Here is a 23,239-nt window from a genome sequence, read left to right on the forward strand (position 1 = left end):
AAATTATACTTAGTTATGCCTTGGTTTTGTTCAAAGTCTTACATAGACCAACTGTTGTCACACAGGTTTAATAAAGCTCGTCGAGTTTCATTTTCAAATATTTGATTACGCTTCTGTGTGTGCTGAAAAGCGAAATACCTACACCTAAAATGATCATTCCGCCAAATAGGATCAGGTTTAGTTGTATATCTCTTATGGCTGCCAACCATGGTATCAGGCTTTCCAGCCAGGTTATAAGACCAAGCAAAATAGCAATGGCTATGCCTGCACTTATAAGCCCGTTAATAATCGCTCTTATATCCATTGGCTTGCTTATAAAATCCCTTGTGGCACCCACCATTTGCATGGTTTTTATTAAGAAACGGTTGCTGAACATAGCAAGCCTTATGGTATTATCAATACTAAATATCACGATCACGCAGAGCACAACGGAAATAACAATAAATGCAATGCTGAAAATTTTTGTCTTCTCACTAATGCTGCTTACTAACACTTGTGGGTATTGCAGGTCTGTTATCTGATTACCATAAGTGCCCATCAGTAAAGTGGAAATCTTAGTAAGGCTGTCCGGATTTACATAGTCAGCCTTTGCAAAAAAATCAATGCTTTCAGGCAATGGATTTACATCCAGTATCTTTCCCCAGTCTTCATTGTTGTCTTTATTCCACAGGTCTTTTGCAGCGTCCTTATCTATATATTTAACGTCTTTGGCAAAGGGTTGTGCAGCAATGAACTGCTGTATCTGTGCAATGGTATCTTTATTTTGTGTACGCAGGTATGCACTTATGCGAATATCTTCTTTAAAAGTGTTGCCCACTTTGCTAAAGTTCAGCAGCATCCATCCCATTACACCCATAATTACCAGCACCAATGCCACACCAACAATGCTGTAAATATAATTGGGCTTGCTGCGCCTTAGTGATGATGATTTCCCTGTTTCCGCCATAATTTAAATTTAATGGATTATGTACAGCTACTGCATGCCGCGCAAATTTAGGGGATTCGCTTACATTTGCACTCACACTTAACGATAGTTTTAACGGCTTATTATGTTGGTTATGAATTTTATGAAACCAGCAGCAGCCTATTAGGCATCGCCTGTTGTGTCACTCACTTGTACGTTCGGAAATCTTTTCAGCCACGAGCTTCGGGCCATGAGCTGCAAGCAAAGGCTATTAGCTCGCAGCTAACAGCTCGCAGCTATTCTTTAGTACAAGAGTGCGACGCAACGGAAGTATCATAAGCGTTATTCAGCCGGGTTCAAAAAATATAACAATAAAATTATTCCCTTGAGGGATGGACTTATGGAATACAATTTTGGCAGTATAGAAAAGAAATGGCAAAGCAAATGGAAGAATGATGGTGCCTATAAAGTACCAAACGACTCTTCCAAACCGAAATATTATGTGCTTGACATGTTTCCTTACCCAAGTGGTGCCGGCTTGCATGTGGGGCACCCGCTGGGTTATATAGCCAGTGATATTTTTGCACGTTTCAAAAGATTGAAAGGTTACAATGTGCTGCACCCGATGGGGTATGATGCATTTGGTTTACCAGCAGAACAATATGCCATAGAACATGGAGTGCACCCTGCTGACAGTACCAAACAAAACATTGAAAATTTCCGCAGTCAACTGGATAAAATTGGTTTTTCTTTCGACTGGGACAGGGAAGTAAAAACCTCTGATCCATCATACTATAAATGGACGCAATGGATATTTCTGCAACTTTTCAAAAGTTTTTACAATCGGAAAAATAACAAAGCGGAAAGTATTGATGTGTTGATTGCTGCTTTTGAAAAAGAAGGCAATAAAAATCATCCTGTTCCCAATTCAAACTACCAGGTTCCCAATCAAAAAGGCAATCAGTTCAGCGCAGAACAGTGGAAGGGCTTTGATGAGTTTACACAACAAGGCATATTAATGGAGTATCGTCTTGCTTATTGCGGTTACGGAGAAGTGAACTGGTGCGAAGCTTTGGGAACTGTATTGGCCAATGACGAAGTTGTAAATGGTGTAAGTGAGCGTGGTGGTTATCCTGTAGTAAAAAAGAAATTGCGTCAATGGTATTTGCGCATTACAGAATATGCTGATCGCTTACTGGAAGGTCTTGAAAGAGTAGAATTCAGTGAAGCGATGAAAGAAATGCAGAGCAACTGGATCGGTAAAAGTTATGGTGCAGAAATTGAATTCAGTGTGCATGACAGCGCTGAAAAATTAACTGTTTATACCACAAGACCAGATACCATTTTTGGTGTTGACTTTATGGTAGTAGCACCAGAGCATGAGATCATTGAAAAGATCACCACGGCCAAATATAAACAGGACGTGGAAGATTATATAGCTTACGTAAAAAACCGCAGTGAAAGAGAGCGCATGGCTGAGAAAGCCATCAGTGGTTGCTTTACCGGCGCGTATGCAATTAACCCGCTTAACTATCGTGAAATTCCCATTTACATTAGCGAATATGTATTGGCCGGTTATGGTACAGGCGCTATTATGGCGGTGCCTTGTGGAGATGACAGGGATTTTCGATTTGCCAAACATTTCGGTATAAATATTACCAATATTCTTGGTGATAAATTCAACGGGGAAGAAGCCAATTCGACTTATGATGCAGAGCTGGTAGAAAGCGATTTTCTTACCGGTATGCTGATGCGTGATGCAGCAGAAGTGGTGATCACAGACCTGGAAGGCTGGGGCAAAGGCAAACGCAAAGTGAATTATAAAATGCGTGACGCGGCATTTAGTCGGCAAAGATATTGGGGTGAACCTTTTCCAATAAAATGGGAAAAAGGTGTTGCTATTCCATTAGATGAAAGCGAACTGCCACTTGAATTACCACATGTAGAAAGTTATAAACCCGGACCGGAAGGAGAGGGGCCTTTGGCAAATATTCCTGAATGGACAGCACAGCATTTAGAAACGAATACAATGCCTGGTTATGCTGGTTCTTCCTGGTATTTTTTACGTTATATGGACCCGCATAATGACGGGGTTTTTTGTGATAGAAAAGTAAGTGATTACTGGGGGCAGGTTGACTTATATATAGGCGGTACTGAACATGCAGTTGGGCATTTATTGTATAGCCGCATGTGGACTAAAGTGTTATTTGATCTTGGTTTGATTGGTCATGATGAACCTTATAAGAAGTTGGTGAACCAGGGAATGATACAGGGAAAATCATTTTTTGCAGATTACATTTTTGCTTTAAGTGTTCATGATAAAACTAGAAGAGTTTTTACTAGCTCGTATAATACTGCAAAAGATTACAAACAAAAGTTTAATAATGAGGGGATAGATTATGAGATAGTAGAAGCGCAAACTGGAACTAATCGAATTCAATACGCACATAAATATATTGATAGTAAAAATCGCATTACTGAAGATGAGTATAAAAAATTAGTTGACTCTGAAATGAAGTTTGGAAAGCAAGTTGGAGAAGCGCTGATAAATGCCGTTATATGGGAAAAAGATTTAACTGAAGAAGGAAAGAGATATTTCTATTGTCAACTTGAAATAGAAAAAATGTCTAAATCTAAATTCAATGTAGAAAACCCTGATGACTTAGTTAAACAATATGGCGCCGATACTTTCCGCATGTATGAAATGTTTTTAGGCCCAGTAGAACAAAGCAAACCATGGGATACCAAAGGCATTGAAGGTGTGCACCGATTCTTACGCAAACTCTGGCGTTTGTTCTATGATGAAATGAAAGGCAAAGTATGGAATACAGACAAAGCAACAGATGCAGAATTAAAAGTGTTGCACAAGACCATTAAGAAGATTGAAGATGATACAGAACGTTTTTCTTTCAACACAGCGGTAAGTGCATTTATGGTTTGTGTAAATGACCTGCATGATTTGAAATGCTACAAAAAAGAAGTGCTTGAATCTTTGCTGATATTGCTTACACCTTATGCGCCGCATGTATGCGAAGAGTTGTGGAGCCAGCTGGGAAAAACAACAAGTATACTGGATGCAAGCTATCCCAAATTTGAAGGAAAATATTTGGTAGAATCTTCGAAAGAATACCCGGTGAGTGTAAATGGTAAATTGCGTACCACATTGAATCTTGCTTTAGACCTTGAACAAAAAGAGGTGGAACAAATGGTATTACAAAATGAGGTGATAAAAAAATGGCTGGATGGAAACCAACCCAGGAAGATCATTTATGTAAAAAATAAAATGATCAATGTGGTGATATAAATAAGATGCTTAGAAATAAAAAGCTGTTACAGATTTTGTAACAGCTTTTTTGTTATGAGCCCAACTGTATCGCTTTATGATGCTTTTGTTGCGTCGCACTCTTGTACTGTTGATGCCCCCATCCCCTAAAGGGGAGTTAAGAAATGCAGATTGCAAAGCCCCTTCAGGGGTTTGGGGCACAAGTGAGTGACACAACGAAGATGCCATAGAAAAACCAAAGCCGGTAAAATAAAAAGTAAAATTTACTTCACAGACATAGTGTATTTGCCTGCTGCGTTTACAATATCTTTTATATCGAAAGGTTTTGGAATCACGGCGTCGGCGCCGCATGATTCACCTATTTCATGCAAGTTCCTGTTTGCTGAAATAAGTACTACGGGTATAGATGCGGTTTCTGTTCTGCTTTTTAGCATGCGGCATATTTCGCTCCCATCACTGCCTGACATGCGGATGTCGAGAAAGATAAGATCAGGAAATTCCTGTAACGTCTGCAGCGATCTGCCATCAGGAGAAGTCATTACTTCATAGCCACGACCTTCCAGTATAATGGTGAGTACTTCCAGTATATCAGGATCATCATCGGCTATGTATACTTTTTTCCTGCTCATGTTAATTATTTATTGGAAGACTAAAACTGAATACGGACCCTTTGCCTTTTTCGCTTTTCATCCATATTTTGCCGTTCTGTCGTTTTATTATTTCTGCTGATATATAAAGCCCCAAACCTAAACCGGGAAATGTAGTTACATGGGCTTCTGTCTCTCTGTAAAAACGTTCAAATACATATTGCTGGTTTTCTTTTGCTATTCCAATTCCAAAATCTGTAACGCTGCAAATAGCCTTATCTTTTGTTGAAGTTAGCGAAATGATCACTTTATCTGCATCGGGGGAATATTTTATAGCATTTGTCAGCAAATTGGTTAAAACCTGTCCGGTTCTCTCTCTGTCCCCAATAATTGAACCATTCCATGCCTTGTCCTGAATTATAATTTTTTTGCTGGTGGTGATACTAATTTGCTCTACTACCTCGTAAATAAGCTCATTGAAATTAAACTCAATATTCTGGAACTTCATTTTGCCGCCCTCCATCCTCGTTACATCAAGCAGATCTTGTACAAGCAGGTTAAGTTTGTTAATCTGCGATACCATTTTTTGCAACAGCACAGCAGACGTATTGTCTTCGGCCTGTACAGCCCGCTGATGAAGGAATTGTGCAAATCCTTTTACTGAAGTTAGGGGTGTTTTTAATTCGTGCGTTACTATGCCCATGAATTCATCTTTGCGCTGTTGTTCATTTTTTTCCTCAGTTATGTCCATAATTGTCCCCAACATGCGTATAGGAATTTTATCAGCATCATAAATTACACGGCCCTGTGTTCTTATCCAACGTGTTGTTTCATCTTCTCTTATAACACGGGCTTCATAAAAATAAAATCCTGTTTTAATAGCATTGGAAAAGGCCTTTTCTACAACAGGTTTCAGGTCTTCAGGATGAATATGTTGCCGCATTTGCGGGTGTGTGATCTTTGCCGTTGGTGGATAACCAAATATTTCTGCCAGCCTTGGGGTATAGATAATATCAAGTGTTTGCAGGTTAAGATCCCATGAACCCATGTTGGTGTATTCGAGGGCCATATTTAAACGCTGCTCACTGTTTGCCAGCCGCTGTATGGCCAGCTTACCTTCAGTAATATCGTGTGTTACGCCGATCATCTTTAATGCATTATTATATGCATCATAGGTTCCTTTCCCTGAAACCCTTATCCAGTGCGGGCTGCCATCGGGCCAGGTAACACAATACTCGCCATTGTAAACAGTATGATTTTTAATGGCCTTTTCTATAGCTTGTTGCACATAATCTTTATGAGCAGGGATGATCATTTTTAGAAGATCTGCAAAATTAAAATCTGCATTGGGCGGCAAACCGTAATTTGCTTTGCATTGCGGCGTACAATTCATTTCGCCGGTAGAAATATCCAATTCATAAGAACCCAGCTTACCTGCTTCCAGGGCAATTTCGAGCCGTTGATTTATTTTTTGCAGTTCCCTTTCACTCTCTTCAATTTTTCTTCTTGCCTGCACCTGTTGAGTAACATCATATCCGGTCACTAATACATCGGGCTCTGTTGCTTTATAACTCTGTAATCTTTTAAAAATAAAATTGATGTAAATTTTTTTCAATTCACCATTCACTTCAATATGAACAGGGCGTTCGTTACCCTTATAGGTGTTACCTGTTTCATACACCTCTTTAAGTATTTCCAGGTAAGGCTGGCCTTTTAATTCGGGTAATGCAGCAATCAATGGTTTTCCGATAACACTGCTGTCTTTACCCCATAATACCAACACCGCGTCGTTTGCAATTTCTACAATATGGTCAGGGCCATGCAGCAATGCCTTTGGTACTGGTGCTTCCTGTATTAGGTTACGGAAATGTTTTTCACTTTCCTCTATCTTCTGCAATGCATTTTTTTCATTGGTAATATCTTCCGTAGTACCAAGTAATCTAACTGGTGTACCATTTTCATTAAAAAAGAATTTAGCATCCATTTTCATCCAGTGAATGCTGCCATCATCCCACCTTATTCTTACTTCATAATTTAAACGCCCATTCTGAAGTGCGGTTGCATAAGCCATGTTGCGCCCAGGCAGGTCCTCCGGAAGCATTCTTGCAACACCTTCTTCCCGGGTTATTGCTTTTGCAGATCCAAAGATTTCATAAAAACGCGGAGAACAATATATTGCTCCTGTGGCAAGATCAAGATCAAAGGTCCCCAATTCACCGGCTTCTACTGCAAGACGAGCTCTTTCTTCAGCATCTTCAAGGTTTCGTTTAGCACGTGCCAGCTCTGTTATATCCGTTGCTGTATTTAAGACGCCGTAAGTATTTCCTTCTGTATCTTTTAGTGGTGTATAAGTGAAATTGAAATAAAATGTTTGCATCTTACCATTGATCATAAGATCAACGCGATCTCCATCTGAATGATAAGGGATGCCAGTGGTATACACATCATCAAGAAGCTGGTAAAAAGGCTGACCCTCCAGTTCTGGTAATGCCTCTCTGAAAGTTTTTCCAATCACAGAACTGTCTTTGCCCCATGTTTTTAATATTGCATCATTCACCATGGTAACACGCATTTCCCTTCCTAAATAAATAGCAAACGGCATAGGAGAGGCATTGATGTAATCACGAAAAGCTTTTTCGCTTTCATGTAATACCTGTTTGGCTTCTACAATTTTTGTTACATCGTGTGCAGCAACAATTACACCTTTTATCTCATCATCTTCAATCAGCGGTTGGTAGGTAAAATTGAAAAATGCAGTGGCGGTTTGCCCGTAGCGTTTTAACTGAACCGGAAATTCATTCCCATAGTAAGGTTCTCCTGTTTTTAATACATTTGTGATTAGTGGTTTTATTACTGGTTCTACCTCAGGCATTACTTCAAACATAGGCCTCGAAAGCACATCTTCTGCTTTTCTGTCAACTATTTCAAGGTATCTTTTATTTGCTACTTCAATTATAAATTCCTCTCCCATAAATATGGCAATACCCATGGGGGCCTGCTCAATCATGTTGAAGAATTTTTTTTCATTGGAATCAAACTTTTTTAGGAGCTCTACCTTTTGTGATGTTTCTGAGCACGTAACAAAAACACCACCAACATCCCCATTTTCATCATTGACAGGACTATAACTAAATGTCCAGTAAACATCTTCTAATTTGCCATTACGGTATATAGGTATAAGCTGGTCTTCATTCCACGTAGCTTCACCACCACTCATTACCTGGTCTATCAAAGGTTTAATAATGTGCCATATTTCCGGCCATACATCTTCCCCACGGCTACCCAATGCATGGGGGTGCTTACCTTCATTTCCAAGGCTTGGCCTGTACGCATCATTATAAAAACAAATAAGATCGGGCCCCCAAAAAAGGAACATAGGGAACTTTGAATGCAGAATTATGCTTAGAGTGGTACGAAGACTTTGAGGCCACCATTCTATAGCTCCCAATGATGTTTGCGACCAATCTATAGATGCAATAAGTTCAGCGGTCTCCCCACCACCTTTTAAGAAATTATAATTTACTTCCCTGCTGCTGACTTTCATTATTAAAACAGGTTATGGAATATGGATCTTTAAATTATGTAAATTAATGATTTTTTATCTCTGCGATTAATAAAATCATAAACCAGGATTTGATCTTTACTTACCTATTATGCAAAACAAGTACCGCTTTAGATCTTTATACACCATTATCAGTTAAACTTTTTTACCTGCTTTATCCTTTCATGGCATCGCCGCTTGTGTCACTCACTTGTGCGTTTGGAAAAACCGTCAACTGTCGACAGATATTCAACAGCACAAGAGTGCGACGCAACAGACGATGATAGCTGTAATGCAGCCCGGCTCATAAAATTAATCAATACATTATAAGCAGCCTGTTCGTAGCTAACGCATGTCAGCTTCTTTTATTAACTTGCGCCCCTAAATATTTGTACATGAACCTTGGATATTTCTCTTACCCGCTTCCTGCAAACGAGCCTGTATTGCAGTATGCACCGGGCTCACCGGAGAAAGCGGCGCTCAAAAAAACACTGGCAGAATTAAAGAAGAAACCGATAGAAGTGCCCATGTATATTGGCGGCAAGACTGTAAAAAGTGGCAATAAAATAAGCATGCACCCACCGCATGAAATTGCGCATACGCTTGGCTATTTTCATTTAGGTGATGAGAAACATGTGAAGCAGGCAATTGATGCCGCATTAAAAGCAAAACAAGCGTGGGCTGATATGCCCTGGGAAGACAGGGCGCATATATTTTTGAAAGCCGCTGACCTGATGGCTACAAAATATCGCACTTACATGAATGGCACAACCATGCTTGGTCAGAGTAAAAATGCATACCAGGCCGAGATAGACAGTGCATGCGAGATCATAGATTTTCTTCGTTTCAATGTGCATTATTTAAGCGAGATATATAAACAACAGCCGATCTCTTCCCCCGGCGTTCACAACAGGATGGAGTGGAGACCGCTTGAAGGTTTTGTATTAGCAATAACGCCTTTCAACTTTACTGCTATTGCGGGCAACTTACCAACAAGTGCTGCTATGTGTGGTAATGTAGTTGTATGGAAACCAGCTAATACGCAGGTGTATGCAGCGCAGATGATTATGCGCATTTTAAAAGAAGCAGGTTTGCCGGATGGTGTTATCAATCTTATTTACGTTGATGGACCAACACTTGGCAGCGTTTGTTTTGCACATCCTGATTTTGCAGGGGTACATTTTACAGGATCAACAGGTGTGTTCAATCAAATGTGGAAGACGATTGGAGAGAATGTAGCAAAATATAAATCTTATCCACGCATTGTTGGTGAAACAGGCGGTAAAGATTTTGTGATGGTACATAAAAGTGCAGACCCGGATGTTGTGGTTACAGCATTGGCACGTGGCGCTTTCGAATACCAGGGACAAAAATGTTCTGCTGCATCAAGAGCATATATACCTTCTAACATTGCAGAAGAAGTAAAAGAAAAGTTAGTTGCAGAAATTGGGACAATGAGAATGGGAACTGTGGAAGATTTCAGCAACTTTATCAATGCCGTTATAGATGAAAAAAGTTTTGATAAAATAGCTGCATACATCGCTGCTGCAAAAAAAGACAAGAAAGCAAAAATTTTAGTGGGTGGTAAATGCGACAAAACGGAAGGATATTTTATTGAACCAACCGTTATTGAAGCAAAAGATCCAAAGTATGTAACTATGTGCGAAGAGATCTTTGGACCTGTACTTACGATCTATGTTTACGATGCAGAAAAGTTTGAAGAGACAATGGCAATCCTTGACGGCACTTCTCCTTATGCACTTACTGGTTCTATTCTTGCACAAGACAGAGATGCTGTAGTGTTGGCTACAGCTAAGTTGCGCAATGCCGCAGGTAATTTTTATATCAATGATAAACCAACAGGCGCAGTAGTTGGTCAGCAGCCATTTGGCGGCGCAAGAGCAAGCGGAACAAATGATAAAGCTGGTAGCATGATCAATTTGTATCGTTGGTTAAGTGCAAGAACGATAAAAGAAACTTATAATCCGCCAACAGATTACAGGTATGCGTTTTTGAAAGAATCGTAGAAGGCATGATTTAAAGAGTTGAGAAATACTCCGGAAGAGGCTGATAAATTTTATCAGCTTCTTTTGTTTTTGATTTAAGTGAATGCGCATTTTAACTTTGAGGATTGATATTTGTATCCATTTTGATAAAATAAAATAAGACCATGTGTAATTTCTCTATAAAATTCGACAGCGATGTGCATCATGTAATAAGAGTTGCGAAGAACGCTATTACAAGTTCAGGTGGCAGCTTTACCGGCAATGAAGATGCCGGAGGATTTGAGATCAGTACGTTTATGGGACAGATAATTGGCACTTACACGATCGTGAATAATGAGATCAATATTGATATAACAAAGAAACCCATGTTTGTTCCCTGCAGCGAAATTGAAAACCAGTTGAGAAAATATCTTAGCTAAATTTCTTCCTTGCCGAATAACGATAAAGCCGCAGAAGAGTGCGACGCAAGAAAAGTTCCACAGTGGTTTGTAGCTGACTACATAATAATCCCTTATATAAAATGCGATTAATTTCCTTTCTTTGAATACATGAAAAAATATGCGGTGATCGTTGCGGGCGGCTCTGGAACAAGAATGGGCAATGTTATTCCCAAACAGTTTTTATTGCTAAAAGGTAAGCCGGTACTTTGGTACACCATGGATTCTTTTTTGCGTGCTTATGATGATATGCATATTATTCTTGTGTTGCCAAAAGATCATTTGAAGAAAGGTGAAAAGATCATCAATCAATTGAATGCCGAAGGAAAGGTTTCGATGGTAGAAGGCGGCAATACACGTTTTGATTCCGTAAAAGAAGGATTAAAAAAAGTGGAAAACGAGGCTGTTGTTTTTGTGCATGATGGAGTGCGTTGTTTGATAAGTGTTCCGTTGATAAGGCGTTGCTATAACCAAACTATTGAAAAAGGAAGTGCAGTGCCTGCAGTAGCAGCAACAGATTCAATTCGCATTGTAAAAAATGGCTCGCATTATATTAGCGACAGGCAACAGGTGCGCATTATTCAAACGCCACAAACATTTTTAAGTAATATTATTTTGCCCGCGTTTGAACAGGCATACAGCGATGATTTTACTGATGAAGCAACTGTTGTGGAAGCCTTTGGTTCGCCTGTGTACTTAACGGATGGTGAGTATGATAATATAAAGATCACAAGGCCTATTGATCTGTTGATCGCAGAAAGAATTATTGAAGACAGGTCTGCGTTTTAATATTTTTATGAACCCAACTTATTACTACTATTAAGATTTTCTTGCGTCGCACTCTTGTACAGTTAGTACTCTACTCAACATTAATTAATGCTTTACCAATTTTATTAACCCTGGAAGATTATTGAAATGTAATCTTTGATAAGATTGATTAACAACATCAAATTTTTCGTAGAATTTCCTGATGCTATTTATATCAGAGCCTTCAAAATCAAATAATAATTTTGAGCCAGCAAACTCTTTAAATATTTCATCAAATAAAAAGTGGTTTGCTTCTGTTTTTCTTCCAGCACCTGTAGTGCTGTTCATTAAATTATATAAACGTTGTTTATCTTTCAATAATAATGCTACTGCAAGTAATTCGTTGTTTGCGCTAACGACTTTTCTTACAGCAGTGTTATTTTGCGTATGCAAATAGTTACAGAGCTTTTCAAAATTTTCATAATCTTTCAACGAAATATTCTTCAGTCTTTTACTATATAGCTCTTTGTACATGTTGATTGCATCAACGTAATTTCCTGATGAATAAATGAATGATTGCTTTGATGCTTTTTTTAAATTCTTAAGTAAGTCTTCGTTATAATGCTTACTAAGATTATAGTAGTTTAAAGAAATATCTTTTACAAAATTGTCGCACAGTTTTGCGCCGGCAACATTGTTTTGAAAATTGAAATTGTAATCGCCATATTTACAGAACTTAAATAATTCTGTTAGTAACAACTCAGTATAATTATTATCGCTTGTTGTAAAAAAGCCAAGCTGTTGTATTAATGGAACATCATAACAATATTTTATTCCAAGTTTACGGCGCCATGGTATTGGCATAACCGCTTCATAATTATTGATCACAATTCCAGTCCAGTTGTCTGCCATGTGATCAAGATAATAAGTATAGGCATAGATCATTGGGCTGCTGCTGTTTTGAATGCAGCTATTCCATTTCTGCTGATCAATGTTATGAGAAGGTATGATATTAATTTGCGGAGCACTCATACTACTACCATGGAATATCCCGGCTTAATTTATTTAGTTGAAAAACATCAAGGTTGATATTAAAAGAAATGTTTTTGGCAAAACGGTTATCACCAATATAAGATTTGAAATAATCGCTATACACTTTGCTGTATAGTAAAGGAAAATAAATATTCAGGCAATTTCTAAATAAGGAAACCTGTAAACCTCCATCATATAAAAATTTACCTGCTGCTTCATCATCTTTCCACACTTCACTGTATGTACCAATGTCAAGGAATAATTTGATCGGCAGCTTAAATGGCAAAATATTTAGCGGATTTATTTTATCTGGTATATCGCCACTCAGGTTTATAGCAACAAGCCAATCATCAGATTTGCCAATTTTCTCTCCTAACAGGTCTGTTCTTACTTTAAAGAAACCATCCCGCTCCATGATCTGCTGACTTTGCCAGCCTTCAAATTCATTTCTGCCGATGAAGTAATTACTGAATGTATAATCTTCATCACCCTTTGGACCGGTCATATTTAAATTGGTCTTGTAACTACTGAAGGAATTATCATTATTAAGTTTAAAATATTTGCCTGCGAATATCCTTGCTGTTACGCCTTGCTTCGTTTCATTGTAATTGAAGAAATATTTCCCTGTAAAACCAATACGTAGAAAGTCTTTGCCCTGGTCTATTGTAACATTAGCATTGTATGGATAAAGTTTTCGGTTATTTTCATAAGTAACTTTCAACTGATTGATGACTGAATGATTTGGTTCTTTAAATGCAAGATCAAATGTATCTGTTGCTGTAGTAACATTTTTAAAATTGAGTTCATCCTGGTTTAGTATAAAACTTCTTAGCTGGAAGATCCATTTACTCTTCTCACGAAGATCTTTGTTATATAAGGATAGTTTAACTGAAGGAACAATTCTTATTAAACCTAAAAACAATTTAGGGTTATATTCATCTTCATAATCATTAATAGAATAATGCATGCCGCTTACAGAAGTCTCCAGCCATGTTCTTTTAGTAAAATGATTATACGAAAGCCTTGCTGCGCCAGTAACTGTGCTGCTGCCTGTTGCATACATTGGCGCTATAAGAAATTGAAATTTTTGTAACGGCAATTGACAGTTGTGTATCATTCCACCGATCATTACTTTGTCATAATTGTTATAACCAACCAGTGGTGTTAAAGTAATGTATTTGTACTTTTCATTAAATCCCGGAATGCCAAATCTGAATTTGGTGGTCGTTTTTATTTTGCTGCTATCAACAGCACCTGTTGTATATAATTTATTAAACACACTTGAAAGATTCCTGCCTGTAACTTCTTCTGCAGTTTTTTTCAGATCATCCGGTTGTGGATGTTTAAATGCAAAATTGCTATAGTATCGCTGCGCTATTTTTAAAAGTGTGTCTTTGCCAACAACAGTCCCTAAATATTCCATCCAGTCTGCAGTCTTTTCATATACATCGGCGCCGTAATTAAATTCACTATATGCATCGCTTGTGAGATCTATAGGTTGATCTTTTTTAAGTCCCATTGTAGTATTAAGTAAAACATGCACACCTGAACCGTTCAAGCCGGACAAATCAAGATCTTTTACTTTTTCATCAACAGCAGGATGATATTTTTCCCTGTATCTTCTTTCTACATATGTATTAATGCCTTCATCCATCCATGCATGATCTCTTTCATTCGTTGACAAAATACCCATTAACCAGTTGTGACCAATTTCATGTGCCATCGTTGCATCCACTTCCATTTCACTCGATTCTGTTATCATCGTGATCATCGGGTATTCCATGCTGGTGGCATATTTCACTGATTGCGGTGCAGACACAACATTCACAGTGGGATAAGGGTATTCACCAAATTGTTTACTGTAAAAACGGATAGCATTCTTTGTAAACTTTATACTGTTTGCATAGATTTCTGCATTTTCAGGAAGTATATAACAACTTGCCTTTACTATATGTGTAGACAGTTGGATGGTGTCTGTTTTTACAATAAATCTTTTATCGGCAAACCATGCAAAATCTGTTACACTATCTGCTGAGTAAGTGTAAATTTTTTGTTTGAATGAAGAAGGAATATTCTCATCTTCTTCTTTTTCCTTTTTAGGAAAGAAAGGCTTTTTCGTTTTAGTTGTTTTATCAGGAGTGGCATTTTTCTTTAACGTTGGCCCGGCCTCTGTTACCGTTAACATCCCTGTTGCAGCAACTTTGTAATTTTCCGGTAATGTTATGCTCACTTTATAACTGCCAAAATCATTATAGAATTCACCCTGGTCAAGGTATGGCATCGCATGCCATCCATCTTTATCATACAGTGCTGCTTTGGGATACCATTGTGTAACAGCATAGAATTGATCGCTGTAACCACCACGCGAAAAAAGATAGGGCAGCTTTACATGAAACGGCGTTGAAATAAAAACAGATTGTTTTGGCGCCAGTGCTGTTGGCAATGTTAGTTTAATAATATCAATATCTTTTGTTTCTTCAGGTATAACGGTTACATCAGCAACTTTAAAATCAAGGCGATTGATATAGCCACGTTTTTCTTCTGACGAAAAATAAAAATCTGTGCGATCATTTTTTAGGAGTTGTTCACTAAAAGCAGTGCGGTCATTCTTATATGCATTGGGCCAGAGATGTATAAAAACATAGCGCAACGTATCCGGTGAGTTATTAATGTATTCCATTTTTTCAAAACCGGTAAGTGTATTGTCTTCATCATTCAGCGATACATCGATGATATAGTTAACATGCTGCTGCCAGTACGTTTGCTGGCTAAAACTACTTACGCAAAAGAATAGAAAAATAAAAACCATTCCGGTTAATCTCACAAACAATTATTTTGGCTTGAAGATACAGAGAAGAATTAATGTGAAAGTATGAGAAATAAGCAAACTAAAAATTCAAATAAAATAAAAATTAGTAAGATAAATTTTTATGAGCCAGGCAATAGTTTTTATGGCATCGTTTGTTGCGTCGCACTCTTGTACGAGGCCTAAGTTTCGGCAATCTGCAGTCAGGTTTCAGATAAATAAACTTTGCTTACTGAATGCTGATAGCTCATACCTGTTCCAAACGTACAAGTGAGTGACACAACGAAAGCCTAAAAGAAGTACAGTAGTTGGGTAAATAATTTTGTACTTGTATTTCATGTACACATCTTCATATGCTCACATTTGCACATTGACTTTATTTTCCTTTCCCGGAAAAAATGATCTTTAATGTGTATACCATTATCTTAAGATCGAGCAGCAGAGAAACATTTTCTATGTACACAAGATCGTACTTCATGCGTTTGATCATTTGATCCACTGAAGAAGCGTAACCAAAATGAACCATACCCCAGGAAGTCAATCCTGGCTTTACTTTCAGCAGATAGCGGTAATAAGGAGTTTGGGCATTTATTTGTTCTATATAAAATTTTCTTTCGGGACGTGGGCCTACAAAAGTCATTTCACCTGTCAGTATATTCCAGAGTTGTGGCAATTCATCTATTCGCCATTTACGCATGAACCGGCCCCAGGGGGTCATACGCGGATCATTTTCGGAAGAAAGCGCCGGGCCATCTTTCTCAGCATCCATATACATAGACCTGAATTTATGAATGATAAAAGGCTTGCCTTTGTAACCAATGCGTTCCTGTGAAAATATAATACTGCCGGGCGAAGAAATTTTTGTTTTAATAGCGGCAAAGATCATTAATGGACTTAACAAAAGCATTGTAATAAGGGAAGCTGCAACATCTATCAAACGTTTTATATTCCGCTGCCACGCTGGCATTAAACCTGTATCTATATCTATCAATACGGCATCCAATATATTTTCTGTTTTTACGGCACCGGAAAGAATTTCATAAGTATCTGGTACCAGTTTTACTTCCACATCTTTTTCACTAAGCCTGCTAATAACTTCTTCTTTAAGCATTGCATCGTTTTTATCAAGCGCTACAATTACACGCTGCACATGTTTTTGATGTATGATATTTTCCATCGAAGCAAGATCCCCAAGACAAGTGAGTGATTTTGTTAGCCCATTTTTTTGTGCCGGGTCTGTAGATACAAAACCAATAATGTCATAGCCGGTAACCCTGTTACTTTTTCTTATTTCCCTGAAAGCGTCAGAGGCTTTGCGGTTATTACCGATGATAATGGTTTTAAAAGAGAACTTCCCTGCGGCCAGTTGTTTTTTGGCAATGCTTATAATGATAAATCTTCCTGTAGTTGTTACAATGGTCTGAAAGATCAGCAATGAAAAGAAAGTAGTATAGAAATAGGTATAAGTTCTTTCGCTGTCGTTCATGAATAGTACAAACAAAAGAATAATAGAGCCCGTAAAAGCCTGTATAAAACTGCTGTTGAAATCTGTAAGCCTCGACCTCTTGTACACTGATTTGTTGTATGCACCCATAACGGAGTAAAGACCCAGCCAAAACAACACTGTAAGCATAAGAGATATGGGAAAATAAGTATCTTCTGTAAATAAGCGAGTAAGCGTTTGAGGATTTTCCTGCAGTTGAATTTTTCGCTGCAGTGCAATACCCGTCCATACTATAGCGGATGCAAAAATATCGCTGATTATATAAGTGCTTATGTGTATTGGCCGGGAGTTTTGCATGCTGATTATATCAAGCGGGAATATTGTTTGTGCTTATCTTTTCCAAAATACGATGCGCCACTTCCATTGCAAGAAAGCCATCTATTTCTGAAACGGCTGTTGGTTTGTTATTTATAATGGCATCTACAAAAGAAGCAAGCTCTTCTTTTATCGCATTTAAAGGTTTTGTTTCCGGGTTTATAACTGAGATCGTTTTTGTACCTCCACCCGGCGTTTCAAGATCAAAAGAAAAAGCATTTACATCACCTTCTTCATGCAATTTTATGATCTCTGTTTTTTTCTCTAAGAAGTCTATGCCAATGTATGCATCTTTTTGAAACACCCGCATCTTGCGCATTCGTTTCATGCTAATGCGGCTGCTGGTAAGGTTGGCCACACAACCATTATTAAATTCAATGCGTACGTTGGCAATATCCGGCGTTTCAGTCATTACCGCTACACCGCTGGCGTAAATATTTTTTACATCACTTTTTACAATGCTCAGAATAATGTCGATATCATGTATCATCAGATCGAGTATCACACTCACTTCTGTGCCACGCGGATTAAATTGTGCCAGCCTGTGTACTTCAATAAAACCCGGGTTCAGTTTCATATTCTTTATAGCCAGGAACGCAGGGTTAAATCTTTCCACATGGCCAACCTGTATTTTCACGCCGGCTTCCCTTGCCATTTTTACTATTTGCCTGCCCTCATCAATGGTATTGGCTAATGGTTTTTCTACAAATACATGTTTACCTGCACGTATAGCTGCTTCACATAAAACAAAGTGGTGATTGGTAGGGGCCACAATATCTGCCGCATCAATTTTAGCCAGCAGGCTGGTTACATCATCAAACCTCTTTAAACCGTATTTTTCAATTACTTCTTTGGCAACTGCATCATTCGGATCGTAAAAGCCAACAAGCTCAACGCCTTCAATTTCCTTCCAGTTATTCAAATGAAATTTTCCCAGGTGACCAACACCAAAAACACCAACTTTCAGCATATAAAAAATTTGCCTGTAAAGATAAGGGATTGCAGATTGCAGCTTTTGGATTTGAACTATTCATGAGTGTTATTAGCTTACCTTTTTATGAAGCATTATACCAACTGTTGTTTTACATGGCATCACCTGTTGCGTCGCAAGCACTTCAGCTTTAGGTTCATTGGGCAAATTAATACACAATAATTCTATAAAAAGTAACACGTTAATTTAAATTATTATTTAATGGTGTGTTGGCAAGCTATTTGAAATTTTAAAAGTATGAGCATACTGGAAGAAATACATTTTGCACTTTATCATAATGGTAAATTACATGCAGTAACAGCTACTCCATATTTATTTCCCGTTGAAAACGGAATGCCTGCTTGTTTTAATGCCAAACTGGATGACAAAAATATTGGCGATATTAAGCGTAGTGAACATAAATGGGAGAATGAAAATATTGCAGACGAAGAGTTGCTTTCCAAGATAGGCAGCTTTCTATGTTCAAAATATAAATGATCATTGTTGAGTTTTATTCTTAATGTAAAAGGGTGCGACGCAACAGTTGATGCTAAAAGAACGATAGCCGTATGCAAAAAGAAAAATGTTAATTACTGCGCTTCTTTTGAAATACGCACTAAACTAATTATAAAATTCCCGAATTTTAAAAGCATAATTATTGCTTCATCAACCTTCTTATTTACATAAAAAAATATTCGGCTAAATTAAAGATCAGGTTCATTATTCCTGTGGCACTGCTTATTTGGTTTGTACTTTGTTTGTCCTCGAAACTTTTTCTTGCGCCAACCAGTTTTGTAATTACAGATAAAGACGATCAGCTGTTGAATGCATCTATTGCAGCAGATGGGCAATGGCGTTTTCCTTACGATGAAAATGTTCCTGAAAAATTTATTCAATGCATTACAACTTTTGAAGACAAAAGATTTTTTTATCATCCCGGTGTTGACCCCCTTGCTTTAGGAAGGGCGCTGGTACAAAATATAAAAAATGGTTCCGTTGTAAGCGGTGGCAGCACATTAACGATGCAGGTTATACGCATGCATGAACAAAACAATGAACGTTCTTTATGGAATAAACTCAAAGAAACTATTCTTGCATTACGGCTGGAATTTTCTTACAACAAAAACGAGATACTTGCATTGTATGCATCCAATGCGCCATTCGGCAGTAATGTAGTAGGGCTTGATGCGGCATCGTGGCGTTATTATGGAAGAGCACCTTCTTCCTTAAGCTGGGGTGAAACAGCAGCGTTGGCTGTATTGCCTAATGCTCCTTCGTTGGTGCATCCCGGTAAGAACAGAAATGAATTATTGCGCAAACGGAATTCCTTACTGGATAAATTAGTTGAAGCAAAATTTATTGATGCAACAACAGCCGGTCTTGCAAAACTTGAACCATTGCCAGGTGCGCCGAAACCCTTACCGCAATTGGCTCCGCACTTACTAGACAGGTTTAAGAAAGATTATGCTGCTAATAAAAATGCGAATAACCTTACATATGCACAAACAACCGTAGACATTAATTTACAAAGGCAAATCAACAGCATTATTCTGCAGCATCATAACCAGCTAAAAGGAAATCAGATTAATAATGCTGCAGCAATGATTGTTGAAGTAGAAACAGGAAACATTCTTGCATATACCGGGAATGTTTATCTTCCCGATGATTCATTATTGCAGAGCAATGTAGATGTGCTTGCTTCCAAACGCAGCCCGGGCAGTACTTTGAAGCCATTGTTGTATGCGTCTTTACTTTCTGAAGGAACATTATTACCAAGGCAGCTTGTAACAGATATTCCAACACAAATTGGAGGGTACATGCCGGAGAATTTTGATCTTGGTTACGATGGTGCTGTTCCCGCAAATCGTGCATTGGCAAGAAGTTTAAATATACCCGCAGTAAGAATGTTGATGCAATACAAGTATCAGCGTTTTTATGATGTCTTGAAGCAATGTGGCTTTACTACATTGAACAATCCCGCAGGTTTTTATGGAATGAGTTTAATACTCGGCGGTTGTGAAATATCTCCTTATGAATTAGCTGGTGTTTACAGCAGCATGGCAAGAATGTATATTCATGAACACAATAACAAAGACAAATGGAATAGCGATGATTGGTTCATGCCTAAGTATACTCCGTCGACTGCCGGCGGTCGACAGTCGACGGAAAAGCAAACACAACTCTTCGATTACACATCTATCTGGAATACATTCAATGCAATGAATGAAGTAATGCGCCCAGGTGAAGAAGGCTTATGGGGTTTATTTTCTTCTGCACAACATATTGCATGGAAGACCGGTACCAGTTTTGGTTTTCGAGATGGATGGGCGGTTGGTTTTACACCAAAGTATTGTGTAATTGTTTGGGTGGGCAATACCACAGGCGAAGGCAGACCTGACCTTACCGGTATCAACACAGCGGCACCAATCCTATTCGAAATATTTCGTTTGTTACCAACGTCAAAATGGTTTGAGCCACCAGCGTCCGGGTTTATGTATATGCCAGTGTGTCATCAATCAGGTTATAAAGCAGGGCCCGATTGCCCCGATGTAGATACGCTCATGGTTTCGGAGCGTGCTGCAAAAGCTGCAATATGTCCTTATCATCGCATCATTCATCTTGATGCATCGGGCAATTATCGTGTTACTGAAAATTGTATGTCTCCTGCAGATATGAAACATGTTTCATGGTTTGTATTGCCGCCAACGGTTGAATATTATTATAAACAGCGACATGGGGATTATAAAACCTTGCCACCTTTTATGCCCGATTGTGTTGATGAAAATATAAAACCTGTTGACATTATTTACCCCGATGAAAATGCACGTATTTATGTACCGTTGGAAATATCTGGCAATCGTGGGAAAACAATATTTGCTGCAACAAATCGCAATAATAAAGCAAAATTATTCTGGCATCTCGATGATACTTACATTGGCACTACAACACAGTTCCATCAAATGGCTGTTGATCCTTCGCCTGGCCTGCATACACTTACTATTGTGGATGAAAATGGAGAAAGTGTTACAAGACATTTTGAGATTTTGCAAAAGAAAAAAGATGAGTAATTTATGTACCAAACTTCAGAATATAAATTAAGCTTCTGTTGCGTCGCACACTTGTGCTGCAAAAAATAGTTGCACCACTTATTGTTCAATTTATATTCTGTTGATGAAGTGATTGCGACGCAACGATGCTGCCATGAAAAGCTACAGGCCGGTATTTAAAAAATATTTATCGCGATAGTTCTTTTAACCTTTCTTTTTCTGTTTGCGATAAACTGTTTATACCTCTGCGATTTATCTTATCCAGTAATTCATCCAACTCATCCTGCTTTTGTTTCTTTTCATAATTGTATTTATGATCTACTGAATAAAATTTGTGCTTGTTATAAAAAAAGCTATCTACCAGTAAAATGCCCGGCCTTGTAATAATGATATAGATAAACGCAATTGCCGGAATTGCAATAAGCAGTATGGGTATATAATTATAGGCAAAAACAGCGGGGTACATGATCAGCGCTACCAGCATTCCTGCTAATCCCCCGCCTAAATGTGCGTCATGACCTACATTTTTTGATCTTGATCTTATAGCATAAATAGAATATATTACGTAAGCCAGGCCATAGATCCAGGCGGGAAGGCTAATCGGCAAAATAAAGAAACGTATACTCATTCCCGGTGATAAGGCAATAGTTGCAAAGATGATGGCACTTACTGCACCGGATGCACCAACAGCGCTGTAAGCTGCATCCAGCCGGTGAATGAACAGTGCCAGCAAATTACCTCCGGCTAACCCAACAAAATAAATGATAAGAAAATTAACCGGCCCGATAGATGCTTCAAGGCTATTGCTGAAGAAATAAAGTGAAAGCATATTAAAGATCAAATGCATCCAGTTGATATGCAGAAACCCCGATGTTACAATGCGCCGGTATTCTTTATAGAGAAGAATATTTTCGACAACAAAATTGTATTTGCTGTAAAAATTGCGGTCATTAAACCCTTTATAGGAAACAAGAAAATTTGCAAGAATAATTACAATGCTTATGATGCCTAACGTTCCCATTGTTTAATGGTTGCAGGAATTGATCAATAATTTTTAGTCTTGTTCAAACTTAAGAAATCATAATATAATTATTCAGCTGTGCTACAGTTAAATGATACTTAAACTAATTTTCATTTTATCATCTTCAAACTGCTCCATTTTTCACTAACTGCGCAAATCTTTATATCTGCCCAACCTGTTGGCTGAACTATTCCCGGACTACATCTTCGGTTACGTCGGTTTGTATGCCGGAAGATTTCTTATACCGGGAGATTCAAAAGATCAATCTTTCCTTTACCTGCTTTAGATTGCTTATATATCGCTGCCGAATCTTTTGGTTGTTACAAAAATGTTTGCGAGGCCAGCATCTGAAGTTGCGTTTTACATAGTCTTGATAATTCACAGTTTTTCCACAGTAATTCACATTAAAAGCAACCAGGTAAAGTGCATAAACAAGCGAAACCCTTGCCAGTCTTATGTATCCGCACGTTTAGGTATGTGGACAAATTCAAAAATAAAATTTTTGTTATCTGTGTGGGAAAAAGTGTTATTTTGTGTCAATTAATGGTAATAATTCCTAAATACGCGTAAATGATTGGTTTTCTTGGTGAATATGAGGCAACGCTCGATTCCAAGGGGCGCTTCCTGCTTCCGGGCGGCTTGAAAAAGCAATTGCCCGAGGGGGAAAATCGCCTCATTATAAGCCGTGGAATTGAGAAATGCCTTACGCTATATCCTATAAAAACCTGGGAAAGTATCGTGGAGAAACTGATCAAACTGAATGATTTTGATGCCAAGGTACGCCAATTCAAGCAACGTTTTTTGGGTGGTGCAACAGAAGTGGAAATTGATAGTGCGGGCCGAATGTTACTTCCGCCATCTCTAAAAGAACATGCCGGTCTTACAAAAGATATTGTACTGGCCTGCGATCTTGATAAGATCAAGATATGGGATGCAAATGAGTATAAAGAGTTCTTTGATAAACTTTCACCGGAAGACTTTAGCAAGCTTGCGCAGGATGTAATGGTAGGCGATGGGATCAGTCTTTCCTGATGTAACA

Annotated in this window: 15 protein-coding genes; 7 read left to right on the top strand and 8 right to left on the bottom strand. The window is 38.3% G+C overall.

Features of this window, described 5'->3' with window-relative positions; translation table 11 throughout:
- Positions 1–67: 67 nt before the first annotated feature.
- Positions 68–946, bottom strand: coding sequence for a cell division protein FtsX (locus FRZ67_RS16405; RefSeq protein ID WP_147191211.1), 879 nt, complete (start codon positions 944–946; stop codon positions 68–70).
- A 358-nt stretch (positions 947–1,304) separates the two neighbouring features.
- Between FRZ67_RS16405 and FRZ67_RS16410 the strand changes: the two genes are divergently transcribed.
- Positions 1,305–4,208 carry a leucine--tRNA ligase gene (locus FRZ67_RS16410; protein ID WP_147193249.1) on the top strand — a complete coding sequence of 968 codons (2,904 nt, stop codon included), beginning with the start codon at positions 1,305–1,307 and terminating at the stop codon, positions 4,206–4,208.
- 242 nt (positions 4,209–4,450) lie between these two features.
- Here FRZ67_RS16410 and FRZ67_RS16415 read toward each other — a convergent pair whose 3' ends face one another.
- Together FRZ67_RS16415 and FRZ67_RS16420 are read right to left on the bottom strand one after the other, a co-directional pair.
- Positions 4,451–4,816, bottom strand: coding sequence for a response regulator (locus FRZ67_RS16415; protein WP_147191213.1), 366 nt, complete (start codon positions 4,814–4,816; stop codon positions 4,451–4,453).
- 1 nt (position 4,817) lies between these two features.
- A complete protein-coding gene (locus FRZ67_RS16420) occupies positions 4,818–8,318 on the bottom strand; it encodes a PAS domain S-box protein (protein WP_147191215.1) in 3,501 nt (1,166 codons plus the stop codon).
- A gap of 392 nt (positions 8,319–8,710) precedes the next feature.
- Here FRZ67_RS16420 and pruA point away from each other — a divergent pair, with 392 nt between their 5' ends.
- The 3 genes from pruA (at position 8,711) to FRZ67_RS16435 (ending at position 11,547) form a co-directional block, all read left to right on the top strand.
- On the top strand, positions 8,711–10,342 hold the full coding sequence (gene pruA / locus FRZ67_RS16425; protein WP_147191217.1) for an L-glutamate gamma-semialdehyde dehydrogenase: 1,632 nt from the start codon (positions 8,711–8,713) through the stop codon (positions 10,340–10,342).
- A gap of 143 nt (positions 10,343–10,485) precedes the next feature.
- Positions 10,486–10,740: a hypothetical protein gene (locus FRZ67_RS16430; RefSeq protein ID WP_147191218.1), complete on the top strand. Its 255-nt coding sequence runs from the start codon at positions 10,486–10,488 to the stop codon at positions 10,738–10,740.
- A 129-nt stretch (positions 10,741–10,869) separates the two neighbouring features.
- Positions 10,870–11,547, top strand: a complete 678-nt coding sequence (locus tag FRZ67_RS16435) for a 2-C-methyl-D-erythritol 4-phosphate cytidylyltransferase (RefSeq protein ID WP_147191220.1) — start codon at positions 10,870–10,872, stop codon at positions 11,545–11,547.
- 84 nt (positions 11,548–11,631) lie between these two features.
- Here the strand turns inward: FRZ67_RS16435 and FRZ67_RS16440 are convergent, their stop codons facing one another.
- The 4 genes from FRZ67_RS16440 to FRZ67_RS16455 all read right to left on the bottom strand — a co-directional run bounded on the left by FRZ67_RS16440 (position 11,632) and on the right by FRZ67_RS16455 (position 18,132).
- Positions 11,632–12,537: a hypothetical protein gene (locus FRZ67_RS16440; RefSeq protein WP_147191222.1), complete on the bottom strand. Its 906-nt coding sequence runs from the start codon at positions 12,535–12,537 to the stop codon at positions 11,632–11,634.
- A 4-nt stretch (positions 12,538–12,541) separates the two neighbouring features.
- Positions 12,542–15,361: a M1 family metallopeptidase gene (locus FRZ67_RS16445; protein WP_147191224.1), complete on the bottom strand. Its 2,820-nt coding sequence runs from the start codon at positions 15,359–15,361 to the stop codon at positions 12,542–12,544.
- Between the two features lie 358 nt (positions 15,362–15,719).
- Entirely contained in the window at positions 15,720–17,144 is a 1,425-nt protein-coding gene (locus FRZ67_RS16450) for a sugar transferase (protein ID WP_147191226.1), read from the bottom strand.
- A gap of 10 nt (positions 17,145–17,154) precedes the next feature.
- Complete coding sequence (locus tag FRZ67_RS16455) at positions 17,155–18,132, bottom strand: Gfo/Idh/MocA family protein (RefSeq protein ID WP_147191228.1); 978 nt, start codon at positions 18,130–18,132, stop codon at positions 17,155–17,157.
- A gap of 258 nt (positions 18,133–18,390) precedes the next feature.
- On the opposite strand from FRZ67_RS16455, the gene FRZ67_RS16460 reads away from it, so the two are divergent.
- Together FRZ67_RS16460 and pbpC are read left to right on the top strand one after the other, a co-directional pair.
- Entirely contained in the window at positions 18,391–18,630 is a 240-nt protein-coding gene (locus tag FRZ67_RS16460; protein ID WP_147191230.1) for a hypothetical protein, read from the top strand.
- Positions 18,631–18,890: 260 nt separating this feature from the next.
- Positions 18,891–21,200 (top strand): penicillin-binding protein 1C, encoded by a 2,310-nt coding sequence (pbpC, locus tag FRZ67_RS16465; protein WP_225975371.1) that lies wholly within the window; start codon positions 18,891–18,893, stop codon positions 21,198–21,200.
- 166 nt (positions 21,201–21,366) lie between these two features.
- Here pbpC and FRZ67_RS16470 read toward each other — a convergent pair whose 3' ends face one another.
- The gene (locus tag FRZ67_RS16470) at positions 21,367–22,200 is read right to left on the bottom strand and encodes a rhomboid family intramembrane serine protease (protein ID WP_147191234.1); all 834 of its coding nucleotides are present in this window, start codon (positions 22,198–22,200) and stop codon (positions 21,367–21,369) included.
- A 570-nt stretch (positions 22,201–22,770) separates the two neighbouring features.
- Between FRZ67_RS16470 and mraZ the strand changes: the two genes are divergently transcribed.
- The gene (mraZ, locus tag FRZ67_RS16475) at positions 22,771–23,232 is read left to right on the top strand and encodes a division/cell wall cluster transcriptional repressor MraZ (protein ID WP_147191236.1); all 462 of its coding nucleotides are present in this window, start codon (positions 22,771–22,773) and stop codon (positions 23,230–23,232) included.
- Positions 23,233–23,239 lie beyond the last annotated feature (7 nt).

Source organism: Panacibacter ginsenosidivorans, assembly GCF_007971225.1.
Lineage (GTDB): Bacteria > Bacteroidota > Bacteroidia > Chitinophagales > Chitinophagaceae > Panacibacter > Panacibacter ginsenosidivorans.